The organism is Plantactinospora sp. CA-294935 (assembly GCF_050936445.1).
Lineage (GTDB): Bacteria > Actinomycetota > Actinomycetes > Mycobacteriales > Micromonosporaceae > Plantactinospora.
Genome location: NZ_JBNJMU010000001.1, coordinates 2,940,167 through 2,953,747 on the forward strand (window position 1 = coordinate 2,940,167; position 13,581 = coordinate 2,953,747).

Sequence of the window (13,581 nt, forward strand, 5' to 3'; positions counted from 1 at the left end):
AGCGGTACCGGACGGCGCGGTTCAGGCCGTGCCGCCAGCCGTCGCCGGGCCGCCGACCACCGGTGTCCAGGGCCGTACCGCGACCACGCTGACCCCGGGCGTCCGGTAGTAGGGGTCGACGTCGAGGGCCCGCCGTACCGCCGACTCGTCCGCGTCGAAGAGCAGCAGCGCGCCCGAGTCGTCCGCCCACGGACCGGCCGCCAGCAGAGCGCCGTCGGCGTGCAGTCGGGCCAGGAGTTCCCGGTGGGCCGGCCGGGCGGCCAGCCGGGGCGCGGGGTCGCCGGTGAAGCGCAGTTCCACAACGATCATGTGCAGACCCTACGACCTGTCCCGGGGCCTTCGCGGTAACCGCTGATACAGCCGCGTCGCGGTCGACATCGTCGGTGACGACGCCGTTCCGCCGCGTCGCGCCGCTACCCGGCCGAGCCGATCGCCACGGCGAGCTTGCCGACGGTACCGCTGTTGTTGAAGTCGGCGAACGCCTGCGGGACCTCGTCCAACAGGTAGGTGCGGGCGATGGACGGGCGCAGCCGGTCGGCGGCGGCCTCGGTGGCGATGTGGTCGAGCACGAGCCGGTCCGGGATCGCGTCGACCGCCGTGACGTTCAACGCCCGGTCGCCGAGCTGTTCCGGGTCCACCCCGAGGGTGGAGGAGAACCGGCCGCCGGGAGTGATCAGGTCGGCGATCAGCTCCGGGTCGCCGGCCAGATGCACCGCGCTGTCCACCCCGTCCGGGGCGAGCTGCCGGACCTGTGCGGCCAGATCGGCCCGGTGGTCCACGGTGTGCGCGGCGCCGAGTTCGTGCAGCAGGTCGACGGCGGGTCCGGCCTCGGCGGTGGCGATCACCGTCGCGCCCCGCGCGGCGGCGAGCTGGACGGCGTAGTGGCCGACCCCGCCGGTGGCTCCCGAGATCAGCAGCGTCTCGCCGTGTACCGGGGCGACCGCGTCCACGCTGGCCAGCGCGGCGACCCCGGCCAGGCCGAGTACGCCGGCGGCCCGGTAGTCGAGCCCGGCCGGCAGCGGCGCGAGGCCGATCTCCTCCGGCACGACCACGTACTCGCCGAACGAGCCGTCGCCGAGCCCGGGCTTGGTCACCACCCCGAAGACCTTCTCGCCGGGCATGAAGCCGCTGACGCCCCGCCCGACCTCGGTCACGATGCCGGCGAAGTCCCGGCCGAGCACCACCGGGAACTGGTGTTCGATCTCGCCGGCCAGAAAGCCTCCGGCCAGTTTGGCGTCGAAGCCGTTCAGGGAGGAGGCCTGTACCTCGATCTTCACCTCGCCGTCACCGGGCGTCGGCTCCGGCATCTCCCGGACCTCCGGCATCGCCCCAAACGACTCAGACATGACGGCACGCATCTACCGGCCCTCCCCGAACGCTCGCCCGATCCGACATCGGTGCATTCCCGCCGGGCTCCGCTACATGCCTTCCAGCTCGGCGGGTACCCCAATTTCCCGGACCGGTCCGGCTCAGTCGAAGAACCGGGCCAGGTGGCTGGGGTCCGGGCCGGGGTCGTCCGGGCCCAGCGGGGTGATGTCGGCGAAGATCGACGCGCCGTCGCAGCCGGCGTGCAGCGGGTACCACCGGGGCGCGCCGGGATGGCGCTGACAGATGTGCTTGATCGTCTGCACGTCGAGCAGGCGTACGTGGGTCGGGTCGGCGACCGCGTTGACATGCCCCCACCAGGGGCTCATCACGTGCAGTACGCCGCCGGGCCGGAGTACCCGGTGGCACTCGTCGACCAGGGTCAGGAAGTCGATCAGGTGCTCCAGGATGTGCACCGTGAAGATCACGTCGACCGAGTCGCCGGCCAGCGGCAGCGGGCCGGAGAGGTCGGCCTGGGCGTCCACCCCCGGTGCCACCCGCAGGTCGAGGCCGAGGTTGCCGGGGTACTGCTTGGCGGCGCCGCAGCCGAGATCCATCACCACCGGGTCGCGCCCAGCCACCCGTACCCGGGACCAGACGGCCAGTACGCCGTCGAGCCGGCCGACGAGTCGCCGGACCAGCGCCAACTCGTCCCGGTCGGCCACCTCGCCGGTCAGGTGCGCCACGCCCCGGTCGAACCGTACCTCCACCGCCGTGCCACGCAGCCGGTCGTCGTGCTTGACGAGGTCGGCGTACGCCATGCCGAGGAACTCGTCGATCGCCCGCAACCGTTCGCCGGAGGGCGCCCTCTGCAGTTGCGCGACCATCACCACCTCCCGGCCGGGGCTACCCGGAATCGGCCGGTCTACGCCTGGCCCGGGCCTGCCTCCGGCGATCGGTGCGGCCGAGGCCGGGGGTCAGCCGGTGGCGGCGCGTCGGCCGGCGCGCAGGTTGCGCAGCCTCGGTCGGGACGCGACCGGGCGGAGTACCCGTTTCAGGTGGTAGCGGTGCAGTTCGGCGCTGCCCTGCTGGCTGCCGTCCTCGGTCACCGAGACCAGCTCCCAACCCTGGGCCCCGGCCCGGTTGAGGTGGGCGAGTGCGGTGTCCCCGTACGGGGACACGTCGAGCACGGCACCGTCCGGGCCGTACCAGGTGTAGGCGAGTTCCCAGCCGGTGTCGTCCAACCGGGGCTGGCGCCGGCGCACCAACAGGGCGTACTCCCATCTGAGCATGGGGTAGTTCTTGCCCCGCCGGGCGGCGGAAGAAACAGCCGTCGATGCCGGCGGGGCGCTCAGGACTCGGTGACCCGGCCGGCGTCGACCCGGACGTGCCGGGTGGCCCGGAGCGTCTCCAGCATCCGGCGGTCGTGGGTGACCAGCAGCAGCGTTCCCGGGTACGACTCCAGTGCCGATTCGAGCTGCTCGATCGCCGGCAGGTCGAGGTGGTTGGTCGGCTCGTCCAGGACCAGCAGGTTTACGCCCCGGGCCTGGAGCAGGGCCAGTGCCGCCCGGGTCCGCTCACCCGGCGAGAGGGTGTCGGCGGGCCGCAGTACGTGCGCCGCGCGCAGCCCGAACTTGGCCAGCAGGGTCCGCACGTCGGCCGGGGCCAGGTCCGGTACGGCGGCGCCGAAGGCGTCCAGCAAGGGCTGCCCGCCGACGAAGAGTCCCCGGGCCTGGTCGACCTCGCCGACCACCACCCCGGGGCCGAGCGAGGCGTGCCCGGTGTCCAGCGGCAGCCGACCCAGCAGGGCCGCCAGCAGAGTCGACTTCCCCGAGCCGTTGGCGCCGGTGATCACCATTCGGTCGGCCCAGTCCACCTGGAGGTCGACCGGGCCGAGGGTGAAGTCGCCGCGCCGGACGACCGCACCGCGCAGCGCCGCCACCACCGCGCCGGCTCGGGGTGCGGCGGCGATCTCCATCTTGAGTTGCCACTCCTTGCGCGGCTCCTCGACCACGTCCAGCCGTTCGATCAGCCGTTCGGTCTGCCGGGCCTTGGCCGCCTGCTTCTCGGTCGCCTCGGTGCGGAACTTCCGGCCGATCTTGTCGTTGTCGGTCGCCTTCCGCCGGGCGTTCTTGACACCCTTCTCCATCCAGGCCCGCTGGGACCGGGCCCGCGCCTCCAACGCGGCGCGGGTGTCGGCGTACTCCTCGTAGTCGGCGCGGGCGTGCCGGCGGGCCACCTCGCGCTCTTCCAGATAGGCCGCGTAGCCGCCGCCGTAGTGCCGCACCTGCTGCTGGTGCAGGTCGAGTTCGAGGACCCGGGTCACCGTCCGGGTCAGGAACTCGCGGTCGTGGCTGACCAGCACCGTGCCGGCGCGCAGTCCGGTGACGAACTCCTCCAGCCGGTCCAGCCCAGCCAGGTCGAGATCGTTGGTCGGCTCGTCCAGCAGGAAGATGTCGTAGCGGCTGAGCAGCAGCGACGCCAGCCCGGCCCGGGCCGCCTGGCCGCCGGAGAGCGCCGTCATCGGCTGCTCCAGGTCGACCGCGAGGCCCAGCTCGGCGGCGATCTGGTCGGCCCGCTCGGCCAGATCGGCGCCGCCGAGGGCGAGCCAGCGCTCCAGCGCGGTCGCGTACCGGTCGTCGGCGCCCGCGACGCCGTCGGTCAGCGCCTCGGTCGCCGCGTCGAGTTCGGTCTGCGCGGCGGTCACCCCGGTGCGCCGGCCGAGGAACGCCCGGACCGTCTCGCCGGGCCGTCGTTCGGGCTCCTGCGGCAGGTGGCCGACGGTCGCCGACGGCGGGTTGAGGGCCAGGGTGCCGTGTTCGAGCGGTTGCAGCCCGGCCAGGGTACGCAGCAGCGTGGACTTGCCCGCGCCGTTGGCCCCGACCACTCCGACCACGTCACCGGGGGCGACGACGAGTTCGAGGTCGGCGAAGAGGACCCGGTCGCCGTGTCCGGCGGCGAGGTCCTTGGCGATCAGTGTGGCGCTCATGGGACCTCAGATGCTATCCGCCCGTCCGGGTGCGGCCGGGCGGTGGAGGAGCAGACTGATCCCTGTGATGACCACGTTGGCGATCGACTGCGGCGGCGGTGGGATCAAGGCGTCCGTACTCGACGACGCCGGCACGATGCGCACCCGGCCGCTCCGGGTGCCGACCCCGTACCCGTTGCCGACCGCGCTCTTCGTCAAGACGCTGCTCGCGCTCGCCGGCCGGCTGCCGGCGGCCGACCGGGTCACCGTGGGGATGCCCGGGATGCTCCGGCACGGCGTCGTGGTGGCCACCCCGCACTACGTCACCCGGGCCGGGCCGCGCACCAGGCCGGACCCGGACCTGGTCGCCGAGTGGTCCGGCTTCGACGTGCGCAGCGCGCTCACCGACGCGTTCGGGCTGCCGACGCTGGTGCTCAACGACGCCGAGGTGCACGGCGCCGGGGTGGTCGCCGGGACCGGCCTGGAACTGGTGCTGACCCTCGGCACCGGGCTGGGCTGCGCGCTCTTCGACGGCGGGCTGCTCGCCCCGCACCTGGAGCTGTCCCAGGCGCCGGTCCGGTGGGGGATGAGCTACGACACCTACATCGGCGAGCACGAGCGGCGCCGGCTCGGCGACGCGTTCTGGTCGCGTCGGGTCCGGGGGGTGGTGGACGGGCTGCGCCCGGTCTTCCTCTGGGACCGGCTCTATCTGGGCGGCGGCAACTCGCGGCTGGTCCGTCCGGAGCAGTTGGCCCGGATGGGCGACGACGTGGTGGTGGTGCCGAACAGTGCCGGCATCCTCGGCGGGGTACGCGCCTGGGAGCTGGGCAGCCGCCGGGGCTGACCGCACGTTCGCGCGCCCGCTTCCAGCCGCTACGGACCTGGACACCAGAGGCGTTATCCGACAGAGGTAGCGGAGCCGGCGTCCAGGTCGGCGGCGGCGGACCTCCGCGCCAGGGTGGCATCTGCCGTGACGATCTCGTCGATCGGAACAGTCGCGGTACTGGCGGTGTTGTGCCAGCGTCGGGGGGAAGTAGTCGAGACACGAGGAGGTGGGTCTAGTGGATCTTCTGGCCGAGTACCGGCGGGCGACCCTGTACTTCGAGACCGGGGACCCGTCCGGAGCTGCCCGGTTGCTGGAGCCCATCGTCGAGGCCGAGCCCGACAACGCTTCCGTGCGGCAGTTGCTCGCCCGCGCGTACTTCCAGTCGGCGCAGCTCGCCCGGGCCGAGGAGCAGTTGCGCACGCTGGTGCACCGCGACCCGAGCGACCACTACGCGCACCACGTGCTGGGCCGCACCCTGGAACGGGTCGGCCGCCCGGAGGAGGCCCTCCGGCACCTCCGGATCGCCGCCGCGATGTACGCGGAGAACGACGACTACCGGATCGCCCTGGAGCGCGTCGAGACCCGGGTCGGCGGTCGGCGGTGACCGCCGACCGGCCGCTCCGCCTACCATCGGGTGCCATGGACGCTGCCCGGCCGGTGACCCGCCGATGAAGCTCAAGCTCGACCTGCACGACATCTTCAACCGTGGCCAGGACATCGACCGGGCGCTGCGCGGGATCATGGACGAGGCGGTGGCCAAGAAGGCCACCATGGTCGAGATCATCCCGGGCAAGGGGTCCGGGCAGCTCAAGAAGCGGGTACTGCGCTTCCTCGACCAGAAGGAGATCAAGCAGCTCTACCACCGGGTCGAGAAGGACTCCAAGAACTTCGGCCGGCTCTTCGTACACTTCCGTTGGAAATAGACGGTCATCGACCCTGTTGCCTGGCCGGCGGGCCACCGTAGGGGCGCCGGAAGGAAACCGTAAGGCGTGGGCGGCAGAGTGTGGTCATCAGGCGGGCGGCAACGAGGAGCGCCGGCAGAGACCACAGGGAGCAGAGACCATGCGCAAGCTCATCGAGTCGACCTTCGTTTCGCTGGACGGCATCATCGACGACACCCGTCCGTCCACGGCATCCCGGGCGGAGCCGCAGCACTGGGGCCAGCCGTACTGGGACGGCGACCACGCCGGCTACGCCCAGAAGCTGATGGACTCGGCGGACGCCCTGCTGCTGGGCCGGGTGACGTACCAGGGATTCGTCGAGGCGTGGTCGGCCCGGGCCGGTGACCCGGGCGCCGACGTGATGAACGCGATGCCGAAGTACGTCGCCTCGCGCACCCTGACCGAGACCACCTGGAACGCCTCGCTGATCAAGGGTGACGTGGCCGAGGAGGTCGCGAAGCTGAAGGAGCAGCCGGGCCGGAACATCCTGAAGTGGGGCACCGGCGAGCTGGACCGCACGCTGGTGCAGCACGGCCTGGTCGACGAGTTCCACTTCTGGTACTTCCCGGTGATCGTCGGTGCCGGCAAGCACCTCTTCGAGGGCGCCGGCTTCGACACCACGCACCTGAAGCTCGCCGACGTCGACCGGTTCGACTCCGGGATCGTGGTGCACATCTACGTACCCAAGTAGGCCCGCGGCCGCCGCTCAGGCCCGGTCCCCGTCCACCAGGGACCGGGCCTGAACCGTGCCGAGGGCACCGCCGCGGGCGAACAGGGCGGCGAAGTCCGGCCCGGCGGCGGCCCGGACCGCCGCCGTGAGCCGGTCCAGCTCGGCCCGGTCGAAGTCGGAGATCTGGTAGTCGGACTCCCGCCGGGCGGCGTCGGCCGCGCCGAGCAGTTGCCCGGCCAGGTCGGCCCGCCCGTCCCGGAGCAGCACGTCGGCCATGCCCTCCAGCGCCGACGCCATCTCCGGCACCGACTCCTGGTCCCGGGCCACGTCGAACGCCTCCCGGTGCCAGGCCAGTGCCGCCGCAGGCTCGCCCCGCTGCCCGGCCAGCCGGCCCAGCTCGGTCAGCACCATCGCCAGGTACGGCGGGTGCGCGTCCCCGGTCTGCTGCTGCCGGCCCGAGGCGAGCAGCCAGCGCAGGTGCTCGTCGGCCAGGTCGAGCCGGCCGTGCCGGCGCGCGGCGAAGGCCAGTGTGATGGTGGCGAAGACCTCGCCGGGGCGCTGCCCCTGCTCGGCGGCGAGCCGTCGCGCCTGTTCCGCGTGCTCCAGCGCGCCCGGGTAGTCGCCGAGCTGCACCGAAATCCAGCCCAGCCAGGCCAGCCGCCCGGCCACCTCGGACCAGAGTCCCAGCTCCTCGGCGATCCGCAGGCCCTCCTGGCTCAGCCGGGCAGCCTCGGCCCGGTCGCCGGTCAGGTCCGCCAGGCCGATCAGCCAGTCGTTCGCCAGGAGCACTCCCCAGTCGTCGCCCAGCTCGGTGAAGAGTTCGGCGCCGCGCCGGGCGTCGGCTTCCAACGCGGCCGAGTCGGACCGCATGTGCGCGAGCATCGCCCGGATGCTCAGCACCGCGGCCTCGCCCCAGCGGTCCCCGGTCGACCGGAACGTCTCCAGCGCCCGCGCCAGCAACTCCCCGGTGGCGGCCGCGTCACCGAAGTCGATCGTCGAGCTGGCCAGGAACCACTCGGCGCGGGCCCGGCCGAGCGGGTCCGCCACCTTGTCGTAGCCGCGCAGCGCCTCCGCCGCCAGCTCCGGACCGGCCTGGCCCTGCCGGATCGTCAGGCCGGCGTGCCAGGCAACGGCTGCGGCCCGGACCGCGTCCGGCGCCGCACCGGGTACGGCCAGCGCGCCGGCCAGGGCCCGGCGGGCCTCGGTGAGCCGCCCGCGCAGGAACCGGTACCAGACCAGGGCGGTGGCCAGCCGCAACGCCGGCTCGGCCGCACCCTCGCGCCGGTACGTCTCCAGCGCGGCCCGCAGGTTCGCGCCCTCGTCGTCCAGCCGGCGCAGCCACTCCCGCTGGCCGGGCCCGCGCAGTTCCGGGTCGGCCCGCTCGGCGAGTGCCAGGTGGTGGTCGGCGTGCCGGCGCCGCAGCGCCCCCTCTTCGCCAGCCTCCCGCAGCCGGTCCAGGCAGTACGCGGAGACCGACTCCAGCAGCCGGAACCGCGGCCCGGCACCGCCGGTCGGCCCGGTGGCGCGTACCACCAGGGACCGGTCGACCAGCCCGGCCAGCAGGTCCAGCACCTCACCGGTCGCCACCCCGTCCCCGGCGCAGACCGCCTCGGCGGCGGCCAGCGTGCAGCCGCCGGAGTGCACCGCCAGCCGGCGCAGTACCGCCCGCTCCGGCTCGGTCAGCAGCCGCCAGCTCCAGTCGATCACGGCGGCCAGGGTGCGCTGCCGGGCTGGCGCGTCACGCGGCCCGGTGGCCAGCAGCCCGAACCGGTCCTGCGGCACCCGCAACCGGGCCGCCAGCTCGGCCACGCCCAGCACCGGTACCCGGGTCGCGGCCAGCTCCAGCGCCAGCGGGATGCCGTCCAACCGCCGGCACACCTCCGCCACCCCGGCGACGGTCTCCGGTGTCGCCGGCAACCCGGCTCGGGCCAGGAACAGTCGTACGGCGGACGACCGGGCCAGCCGGTCCGGGTCGTCGGTGTCGGGGAGGTCCAGTGGCGGCAGCTCCCAGCGGGCCTCGCCACGCAGCCGCAGCGGTTCCCGGCTGGTGGCCAGCACCGCCAGCCCGGGTGCGGCCGGCAGCAGGTCGCCGACCAGCCCGGCGACCGGCTCGACGACGTGCTCGCAGTTGTCCAGCACCAGCAGGGTCCGCCGCTCCCGCAGCACGGCCGCGAGCCGTTCGCCCGCCGGCTCGGCGCCACCCGGGGCGTCCGGAATGGACAGTACGGAGAGGACCAGCTCGGCCGGGTCGCCCAGCCCGTCCCAGGTGGTCAGGTCGACCAGCCAGACCCCGTCCGGGTACGCCTCGACCACCGCCCGCGCGACCGCGAGCGCCACGGTCGTCTTGCCCACCCCGCCCGGCCCGGTCAGCGTGACCAGCCGGCCGGCGGCCAGCAGCTCCCGGGCCCGCCGTACGGCATGGTCCCGGCCGATCAGCTCGGTCACCGGTGCCGGCAGGGCCACCCCGGCCCGCAGCCGCCGCCGGGCCGGTGCACGCGGCTCCTCGGCCGGGTCACCGGCCAGGATCGCCCGGTGCAGCGACGCCAACTCCGGTCCCGGATCGAGGCCCAGTTCGTCGGCGAGGCTGCGCCGCAGCTCCTGGAAGCTGTCCAGCGCCTCGCCCGTCCGGCCGGACCGGTGCAGGGCCCGAAGGTGGGCCGCCCGCAGCCGCTCCCGGTACGGGTGCCGGGCCACCTGCTCGGCCAGCTCGCCGATGAGTTGACCGTGTTCGCCCAGCTCCAGCCGCGCCTCCGCGTACGCCTCCACGGCGGTCAGCCGCTGCTCCTCCCAGCGCGCCACGGCAGTACGGGCGAACTCCTCGTCGGCGAAGTCGGCCAGGGCGTCCCCCCGCCACAGCGCCAGCGCGTCGGCGAGCAGCCCGGCCCGGGTACGCGGGTCGTCGGCCGCCTGTGCCTGCCCGACCAGCGCCGCGAAGGTCCCCGCGTCCACCGCGTCGGGGTCGGCCCGCAGCTCGTACCCGGGCGCCTGCGAGACCACCAGGTCCCGGGCGTCCGGCTCGGCCCCGGCCAGTGCCCGGCGCAGTTGCGAGACCCGTACGTGCAGCGCGGCGGTGGGGTCGGCCGGCGCCGCCGTCCCCCACAGGTCCTCGACCAGCCGGTCCACCGAGACCGGGCGGCCCGGCGAGATCAGCAGGTCGGCCAGGAGGGCTCGGACCTTCCGGCCCGGGATCGTGACCGGCTCACCGTGGTCGGTCCAGACGGCCAGCGGCCCCAACACCCCGAATCGCACCGACCCAGGCTACGGATGACAGCCGGCGGCAAGCCTGACGGGGCCGAAGCCGGCCGGTCCCGAGCGGAGTGCGCGGGACCGGCCGGCTCGGCTGGGATGTCGGATCAGGAGGAGCAGGTGTTCAGCATCGTCTGCAACGCGCTCTTCTCCGCCGACTGCAACCGGAGACCCCAGTTGTACTTGGTCCGGATCCACATCTTGGCGTACGTGCAGTGGTAGGCGGTGCGGCTCGGCTTCCAGGTCGACGGGTCCTGGTCGCCCTTGGCCTGGTTGACGTTGTCGGTCACCGCGATCAACTGCGGCCCGCTGAGGTCGTTGGCGAACGACTGCCGGCGGCTGGTCGCCCAGGAACTGGCCCCGGAGCGCCACGCCTCGGCGAGCGGCACGATGTGGTCGATGTCGACGTCGGCCGGGTTGGTCCAGGTCGCCCCGTCGTACGGGCTGTACCAGCTTCCCGAGGTCGGGTAGCAGGAGCTGTCCACGTCCACTCCGCTGCCGTCCCGCCGCAGCACCGTCTCCCGGGTGTTGCAGGCGCCGCTGATGGTGATCCAGTGCGGGAACAGGTCGCGGCTGTAGCCGGTCATCGAACCCTGGGCGGCGACGGTCAGCGCGTTCAGGTTCGACTGGGCGGTGGCCTTGGACGGGATGCCGGGCGGAGTGGCGCCGGCCGGGGACGCGACCAGCAGGGACGCGGCGATCGCCGCGATGGCGGCGGTGGCGGTGAGGGTCAGCCGGATACGGCGACGTCGGATGTGCGGCACGGATGCCTCCCGAGGCTCTGGGGGTACGGGAGGGATCAACGTAACTGATCATCGTGACCGGACCGCCACGGTCACGTGACCGGCCATCGACGCGCGCCGTAATCCCGGGCGCCCGATGCCGGGCGGCGGGCCCGTCCGGTCCGGGACGGGCCGCGCCCGGCGCCGATCCTGGTCGGTCAGGCCGGCTGGCTCGTGGTGGGGGTGGGCTGGCGGGGCGTCGCGTTGCTGGTCCCGTTGCTGGAGACCGCCGGAGCCGCACCGACGCCGAGTACGGTCAGCGCGGCCAGCAGCAGCGCGATCCACTCGTTCGAGTCGAGTCCACCGAGGATCACCGTGGCGAGCACCTGGAGCACGCTCAGCACCACGGCGACGGCGGTCTTGGCCCACCGGTACTGCGGAGTCAGCGGCACCAGGTAGACACCGATCGCGGTCGCGGCGGCGATCGCGATCTGCACCGCCTCGTCCGGCTCGATGCGCTGGTCCCCGGAGAGCGCGCCGTACGCGACCGTGAGCGCCGCCCCGGCGACGGCGGCGAGGGCCTTGCCGTACTTGCGGATCATGTTCATCTCCTTGCGCCTTCCCCGCGACCGATCGACCGGACACAATACCTAACCATCTGTCCTGTCCAGATGCTGTATCAGCGGGTCCGCACCTGTCAGTCGGACATCTGCGGTTTTGCGGTCGGATCTCCGGCTGGTACCGCCGGGGACAGCGGCGCCGCCAGGTCGACCGACCGCTCTGGCCGTACGCCTGGCCCGAATTCCGCTGTCCCGGCCGGGTCCGGCGGATTATGGCCGACCGACGGGAAGATGTGGTGACCGGCCAGGAACGACCGCTCCCAGATATCGTCGAGGACCCGGCCGTCCTCGTCGTTCACGTCCTGATCGGTCGACGGCACCAGGGCGCTGGTGCTCCAGATGCACCGGGTCACCATGTCCTCGCCGTCCCAGGAGCGCAGCAGCGCGAATCCGGGCCGGACCCGCCGGAACACCTCGGTGAAGAACGGGGTGATCGCGACGATGGGTCCTTCGGTGCTGCCCTCCTCCGGCGACTCGACCAGGATCAGCCGGTCGCCCCGGATGGCCGCTTCGCTCCGGTACCGCTGGTCGCCGTTCGGATCGGCGTCGGCGATGTTGAGCACGATGGAGCCGGGTGTACCGGTCTGCTCGAAGTGGTAGTCGGTGTGCCGCCAGCGGAACCGGCCGCCCCGCTTCGTCAGGTGGTAGTAGTGCCAGTGTCGCCGGATCGGGGACAGGGCCGCCTCCGTCGAGCGCAGTCGCACGTCGAGCGAGTGGGCGAGCATCTCGCGGACCGCGAGCAACGTGTCGCGGCCGTCGCCCGAGGCGACGTAGAGACTGGTTGCGGCGCCGACGATGGCGCCGCCGAACGCGGCGAGCGCGCCGGCGATGATCTGAAAGATCTGCTCCTTGCCGCTGGTCTGGAGATAGACCCCGAATGCGGTGGTGGCGAGGCCGAGCGCGGTGAGGAGCCAGAGTGGAGTACTGCCGAGAGAGCGTCTTCTGCTGGTCACACGACCTCCCGTCGAATGGTCTCGAATCTCCCCTGGCGGGCTGCCGGCAGATGGCGGGGGACCCGGGGTGCGGGAAACGCGAAGCCGTCGGCGGTGACGGGTGCGACGAACTTTCAGAATAGCTTGGGTGGTCTCGAAGGCCGTCCGGCTCGGAGCCGGGGCCGGGCGTCTCCGGTCAGACCAACCCGCTCAACGCCAGCACCTCGTCGGCACATCCCCAGGAAAGGGCGAGCCCCGAGCCGCCGTGGCCGTAGTTGTGGATGAGGACGTTGCCGTCGACATGATCGCGTTCGATCCGTACGCTCGGCCGGCTCGGTCGCAGTCCGACCAGGACGCGCCGGATCTGGGCGGAGCGGAGCAGCGGCTCGACGGCGGCACAGCGTTCGACGATCGCCGCTGCCCGGACGGGGTCCGGCGTGAGGTCCTCCGAGCCGGGCGTCGCGCTGCCGCCGAGTACGACGTGACTGCCGTGCGGCAGGATGTAGGTCATGTCCTCGTGTTCGGCCCAGTCCTGGAAGAACGTTTCTATTCCGGGATTGTCGACCACCACCAGTTGGCCCCGGGTGGGGAAGACCTGGTCGTCCGGGACCAGATAGCGGGCACCGAGTCCGGTGCAATTCACCAGTACGTCGGCGGCGCCGACGAGTTCCTTGAAAGAGCCGACAGTGCCGATTTCTATAGTGCCGCCCTGGTCGATCAGGCGCCCGGTGAGGTATTCCAGATAGGCCGGCATGTTCACCAGTGGACTGGTGTAACGCCAGCCGCTGACATAGCCGGGCGGTAGCTGGGCGGCGGGGCAGAGTTCGAAGTCGCTCAGGTCGCGGACGCAGGCCGGCGGCTCCAGTGGAAAGGGCGCCACCTCCAGGCCACGGACGAGCCGGACGCCGGACGACGGGTCCTCGGCGATCTTTTCCAGAGTCAGTCGGGTCTGTTCACTCCAGTGCAGGACCCGTTCGTCGGTCAACTCGTAGGGCCCCCAACTCGCCCCGGCGGAGGCGGAGGTGGTCTCCTGCGGCGGCCGGGCGGCCCGGATCCGGACCGAGAGCCCCGCCTCGGCGAGCCGGACCGCGGTGGACAGTCCGATGACGCCCGCACCGATAACCAGAACGTCGGGTCGTCGGGACATCGCCATTAGGCCATATTAACGGAGGTCTTACCCGTCCAGTGGTCGCCTCCTGCCGGATGCCCGGTTGCGGCGGTGCGGGTCGGCACGTCGACACATCAATATGGATTCGCGGACGCCGGCGCCGGCTGGAAATTGCAGCGGTGAATTACCGTCGGTGGTGGAACTCCCCGTCACCCGACCAGTCGAATTCGCGAAGACCAGGGA

At 72.7% G+C, this 13,581-nt stretch carries 13 protein-coding genes and 1 pseudogene; 4 read left to right on the plus strand and 10 right to left on the minus strand.

The genetic code is table 11. The features are described from left to right. Positions 1 to 21 precede the first annotated feature (21 nt). The 5 genes and pseudogenes from ACQEVC_RS13165 to ACQEVC_RS13185 form a co-directional block, all read right to left on the minus strand. On the minus strand, positions 22 to 309 hold the full coding sequence (locus ACQEVC_RS13165; RefSeq protein ID WP_432876697.1) for a YciI family protein: 288 nt from the start codon (positions 307 to 309) through the stop codon (positions 22 to 24). Positions 310 to 413: 104 nt separating this feature from the next. Further along, the gene (locus tag ACQEVC_RS13170; protein WP_432876699.1) at positions 414 to 1,346 is read right to left on the minus strand and encodes an NADP-dependent oxidoreductase; all 933 of its coding nucleotides are present in this window, start codon (positions 1,344 to 1,346) and stop codon (positions 414 to 416) included. Positions 1,347 to 1,469: 123 nt separating this feature from the next. Then, positions 1,470 to 2,192 carry a methyltransferase domain-containing protein gene (locus ACQEVC_RS13175; RefSeq protein WP_432876701.1) on the minus strand — a complete coding sequence of 241 codons (723 nt, stop codon included), beginning with the start codon at positions 2,190 to 2,192 and terminating at the stop codon, positions 1,470 to 1,472. 156 nt (positions 2,193 to 2,348) lie between these two features. Continuing rightward, positions 2,349 to 2,597 (minus strand): annotated as a pseudogene (locus tag ACQEVC_RS13180) (hypothetical protein); the annotation flags it as partial. Positions 2,598 to 2,656: 59 nt separating this feature from the next. After that, the gene (locus tag ACQEVC_RS13185) at positions 2,657 to 4,294 is read right to left on the minus strand and encodes an ABC-F family ATP-binding cassette domain-containing protein (protein ID WP_432876703.1); all 1,638 of its coding nucleotides are present in this window, start codon (positions 4,292 to 4,294) and stop codon (positions 2,657 to 2,659) included. Positions 4,295 to 4,358: 64 nt separating this feature from the next. Between ACQEVC_RS13185 and ACQEVC_RS13190 the strand changes: the two genes are divergently transcribed. The 4 genes from ACQEVC_RS13190 (at position 4,359) to ACQEVC_RS13205 (ending at position 6,731) form a co-directional block, all read left to right on the plus strand. Then, a complete protein-coding gene (locus ACQEVC_RS13190; RefSeq protein WP_432876705.1) occupies positions 4,359 to 5,117 on the plus strand; it encodes an ROK family protein in 759 nt (252 codons plus the stop codon). A gap of 217 nt (positions 5,118 to 5,334) precedes the next feature. Further along, positions 5,335 to 5,703, plus strand: coding sequence for a tetratricopeptide repeat protein (locus tag ACQEVC_RS13195; protein WP_432876707.1), 369 nt, complete (start codon positions 5,335 to 5,337; stop codon positions 5,701 to 5,703). A 64-nt stretch (positions 5,704 to 5,767) separates the two neighbouring features. Further along, positions 5,768 to 6,022: a Smr/MutS family protein gene (locus ACQEVC_RS13200; RefSeq protein ID WP_331205943.1), complete on the plus strand. Its 255-nt coding sequence runs from the start codon at positions 5,768 to 5,770 to the stop codon at positions 6,020 to 6,022. A 139-nt stretch (positions 6,023 to 6,161) separates the two neighbouring features. Continuing rightward, a complete protein-coding gene (locus tag ACQEVC_RS13205) occupies positions 6,162 to 6,731 on the plus strand; it encodes a dihydrofolate reductase family protein (protein WP_432876709.1) in 570 nt (189 codons plus the stop codon). Between the two features lie 15 nt (positions 6,732 to 6,746). Here ACQEVC_RS13205 and ACQEVC_RS13210 read toward each other — a convergent pair whose 3' ends face one another. The 5 genes from ACQEVC_RS13210 to ACQEVC_RS13230 all read right to left on the minus strand — a co-directional run bounded on the left by ACQEVC_RS13210 (position 6,747) and on the right by ACQEVC_RS13230 (position 13,377). After that, entirely contained in the window at positions 6,747 to 9,959 is a 3,213-nt protein-coding gene (locus ACQEVC_RS13210) for a BTAD domain-containing putative transcriptional regulator (RefSeq protein WP_432876711.1), read from the minus strand. A gap of 104 nt (positions 9,960 to 10,063) precedes the next feature. After that, entirely contained in the window at positions 10,064 to 10,666 is a 603-nt protein-coding gene (locus tag ACQEVC_RS13215; RefSeq protein WP_432891351.1) for an HNH endonuclease family protein, read from the minus strand. A gap of 230 nt (positions 10,667 to 10,896) precedes the next feature. Beyond that, complete coding sequence (locus ACQEVC_RS13220; RefSeq protein WP_432876713.1) at positions 10,897 to 11,280, minus strand: hypothetical protein; 384 nt, start codon at positions 11,278 to 11,280, stop codon at positions 10,897 to 10,899. Between the two features lie 95 nt (positions 11,281 to 11,375). Then, positions 11,376 to 12,251: a hypothetical protein gene (locus ACQEVC_RS13225; protein ID WP_432876715.1), complete on the minus strand. Its 876-nt coding sequence runs from the start codon at positions 12,249 to 12,251 to the stop codon at positions 11,376 to 11,378. 175 nt (positions 12,252 to 12,426) lie between these two features. Further along, a complete protein-coding gene (locus tag ACQEVC_RS13230; RefSeq protein ID WP_432876717.1) occupies positions 12,427 to 13,377 on the minus strand; it encodes an FAD-dependent oxidoreductase in 951 nt (316 codons plus the stop codon). Positions 13,378 to 13,581 lie beyond the last annotated feature (204 nt).